This is a genomic window from Immundisolibacter sp., assembly GCF_050250495.1.
Taxonomy (GTDB): Bacteria; Pseudomonadota; Gammaproteobacteria; order Immundisolibacterales; family Immundisolibacteraceae; genus Immundisolibacter.
Window position 1 is genome coordinate 1 of the sequence record NZ_JBFWOM010000051.1, and the last position, 2,675, is coordinate 2,675.

Annotated in this window: 2 protein-coding genes; one reads left to right on the forward strand and one right to left on the reverse strand. The window is 68.1% G+C overall.

Features of this window, described 5'->3' with window-relative positions; all coding sequences use genetic code 11:
• Positions 1-2,012, forward strand: a 2,012-nt coding sequence (locus tag AB7F93_RS14120; RefSeq protein WP_428303548.1) for a methylmalonyl-CoA mutase family protein, incomplete at its 5' end; no start/stop codon positions are given.
• 46 nt (positions 2,013-2,058) lie between these two features.
• Here AB7F93_RS14120 and AB7F93_RS14125 read toward each other — a convergent pair.
• The coding region (locus AB7F93_RS14125) for a class I adenylate-forming enzyme family protein (RefSeq protein WP_428303549.1) at positions 2,059-2,675 on the reverse strand (617 nt) is incomplete at its 5' end.

Below are 2,675 nucleotides of genomic sequence, written 5' to 3' on the forward strand. Positions count from 1 at the left end.
ACGACCCGGCGCTGCCGCAGGCGCTCGCGGCGTACCCGCCCGAGGCGCTCACCGACGGCAGCGACCGCACGCTGCTCGTGTTGCGCCAGCGCTACAACGCCGCGCTCGGCGAGCTGTGCGACGAGTCGCTCGCCCTGCTGCGCGACTGGCCGGCGCGGCGCGCAGCGGTGACGGCCGAACACTATTCCTACGACGTGCGCGGCCGCGCCGTGACCGGCGACAACTATGTCGAGACCCTGTCCGGCCTGCGCATTCCCAAGCTGGCGCCGCCGCCGTACCGCGACTGGGGCGAGCTGCTGCGGTATCTCGGCAACGAGAACCTGCCGGGCGCCTATCCCTACACCGGCGGCGTGTACCCGTACCGGCGCGCCGGCGAGGACCCGACGCGCATGTTCGCCGGCGAGGGCACGCCCGAGCGCACCAACCGCCGCTTTCATTACCTCTCCCAGGGCCAGCCGGCGGCGCGCCTGTCGACGGCCTTCGACTCGGTCACCCTGTACGGCGAGGATCCGCACCCGCGGCCGGACATCTACGGCAAGGTCGGCAACTCCGGCGTGTCCATCTGCTGCCTGGACGACATGAAGAAGCTCTACTCGGGCTTCGACCTGTGCGCGCCGACGACCTCGGTGTCGATGACCATCAACGGCCCGGCGCCGATGATCCTCGCCATGTTCCTGAACGCCGCCATCGACCAGCAGGTGGAAAAACACCTGCGCGAATCCGGGCAGTGGCCGGCGGCGCAGCGAAAAATCGACGAACTGCTGGCCGGCAAGCCGCGACCGGCGTATGCCGGCGAGCTGCCGCCCGGTAACGATGGCCTGGGTCTGGGCCTGCTCGGCGTGACCGGCGATCGATTGGTCGATGCCGGCACCTACGCCCGCATCGCCGCGGCCACGCTCAAATCCGTGCGCGGCACCGTGCAGGCGGACATCCTGAAGGAAGACCAGGCGCAGAACACCTGCATCTTCAGCACCGAATTCGCCATGCGCATGATGGGCGACATCCAGCAGTACTTCGTCGACCAGCAGGTGCGCAACTTCTACTCGGTGTCGATCTCGGGCTACCACATCGCCGAGGCCGGCGCGAACCCGATCAGCCAGCTCGCCTTCACGCTTTCCAACGGCTTCACCATCGTCGAGTACTACCTCGCGCGCGGCATGGCCATCGACGACTTCGCGCCGAACCTGTCGTTTTTCTTCAGCAACGGCATGGACGCGGAGTACGCCGTGCTCGGGCGCGTGGCGCGGCGCATCTGGGCGCGCGCGCTGCGCGAGCGCTACGGGGCGAGCCCGCGCGCGCAGATGATGAAGTACCACATCCAGACCAGCGGCCGGTCGCTGCACGCGCAGGAGATCCAGTTCAACGACATCCGCACCACGCTGCAGGCGCTCTACGCGCTGTACGACACCTGCAACAGCCTGCACACCAACGCCTACGACGAGGCCATCACCACGCCCACCGAGGAATCCGTGCGCCGGGCGGTGGCCATCCAGCTCATCATCAACAAGGAGCTGGGCCTCAACAAGAACGAAAACCCGCTGCAGGGCAGCTTCATCATCGAGCAGCTGACCGATCTGGTCGAGGAAGCCGTGTACCAGGAGTTCGAGCGCCTGTCCGAGCGCGGCGGCGTGCTGGGCGCCATGGAAACCCAGTACCAGCGCGGCAAGATCCAGGACGAGAGCCTGCACTACGAGCACAAGAAGCACGACGGCAGCCTGCCGATCGTGGGCGTCAACACCTATCTGGCGCCCGATGCGGCACAGGCCGCCGAGTTCAGCGGCGAGCTGATCCGCTCCACCGAGGCCGAGAAGGGGCTGCAACTGGACGCCGTCCAGGGTTTCCAGGCCCGCCACCGCGACGGCTGCGAGGCGGCCCTGGCGCAATTGCAACGCAGCGCCACCGCCGGCGAGAACACCTTCGCCGCGCTGATGCGGGCCGCCCGCCACGCCACGCTCGGCCAGATGAGCCACGCGCTGTATCAGGTCGGCGGACAGTACCGGCGCAGCATGTAGGGGCGGGACCACACCCCGGGTTTCCGGGGTGTAGTCGACACCCGCGTCAACCGGCTCGCGGACCCCAGGGCAGGGTTTCCGGGTGTTGACGGAAACCCTCGCGCAGCTGGTGCTTGGCGATCTTGTGGGTACCGCCCTTGGGCAGTTCGTCGATGATCGCGACGTGCTTGGGCACTTCCCACTTGCCAACCTTGCCGCGGCAGAACTCGATCAGCTCCTGCGGGCTCGTGCTGGCGCCGGGCCGCAGCGACACCACGGCCACCACCGCCTCGCCCCATTCGGGGTGCGGCGCGCCGACCACGGCGCACTCGCGGATGGCCGGGTGCTCGGCCAGCACGTTTTCCACCACCACCGGGAACACGTTGAAGGCGCCGGAGATGATCATGAATTTCTTGCGGTCGGTCAGGTAGTAGTAGCCCCGCTCGTCGACCTTGCCCAGATCGTTGCAGCGCAGCCAGGCGCCGTGCTCGTCGTGCCCGAACAGCTCGGCGTTCTCATCGGGGCGATTCAGGTAACCGGCAATGTTGGTGTCGCTCAGCGCCCACAGCTCGCCGACTTCACCCACCGGCAGGTGGCGGCCGTCCGCGTCGCGGATGGACAAGTCCACGTGCAGCGCCGGCTTGCCGCAGGAGGTGAGGAGTTCCGGTTCGCCGGCAAACGCCC